1 protein-coding gene and 1 pseudogene are annotated in these 759 nt (G+C 70.5%); both read right to left on the bottom strand.

What is annotated here, in order from left to right; genetic code table 11:
* On the bottom strand, nucleotides 1–442 hold a 442-nt coding region (locus tag JCM9942_RS17300), incomplete at its 3' end, for a GDSL-type esterase/lipase family protein (protein WP_256202431.1).
* Between the two features lie 8 nt (nucleotides 443–450).
* Nucleotides 451–759 (bottom strand): annotated as a pseudogene (locus JCM9942_RS17305) (carboxylesterase family protein); the annotation flags it as partial.

The raw sequence follows: 759 nt of genomic DNA on the forward strand, positions 1-759 counted from the left end.
CCGGCACGGCGCCGGCGGCGCGGACCTCGCGCACGTAGCGGCGCAGGTTGTCCGGGAATTCGTGCTGCAGATCGGTCGAGCGTCCCGGCTTGCCGGGCTGGTCGTTGTGACCGAACTGGATCAGCACATGCACGTCGCGGTAGGCACCGGGCCGCATCTCCTGCAGGGCGATGTCCCACGAACCCTCGGCACGGTAGTTGTAACTGCTGCGACCGCCGCGGGCCAGGTTCACGCAGCTCAGGAACGCGCTGACGTGGCGCGCGCAGAATGCCGGGCCCCAGCCGCCCTGCACCGCCGTGGTGGAATCGCCGACCAGCACGATCTTGCTGGCGCGGATCGGGGTGGGCGTGGGCCGCTCGGTGATGGACGGATCCAGCGCGGCGCAGGCCACTGCCGGCGTCAGCGCCAGGGCGAGAGAAAACAGCAACGGTCGCAAGGTCATGATCGGGCTCAGAAGGTACCGCGCTGGATGAAGGGGGCCTGCTGGTAGAGCCGGCGTTCGCCGCCGCGCGGATCGTCCATCTGCCGGCTCGGCGTGTCGAACACCATGGTCTGGCGGCGTGCCAGTCCGTAGCGGTCCCAGCGCGGCAGACCGGCATGGTTGGGGTCGCCGGTGCGGGCCAAGGCCAGCAGCGCGTCGCTCATGCTGTCGGACAGCTGTTGCATCGCGGCCCCGCTGCCGGTGCGCGAGCCGGGCTGGGCGTTGTTGTGGAACACCAGCGGAATATCCAGCGTGTGGAAGGCGCGCAGCGCGGCGGC

This window comes from Stenotrophomonas pictorum JCM 9942 (assembly GCF_001310775.1).
Taxonomy (GTDB): domain Bacteria; phylum Pseudomonadota; class Gammaproteobacteria; order Xanthomonadales; family Xanthomonadaceae; genus Stenotrophomonas; species Stenotrophomonas pictorum.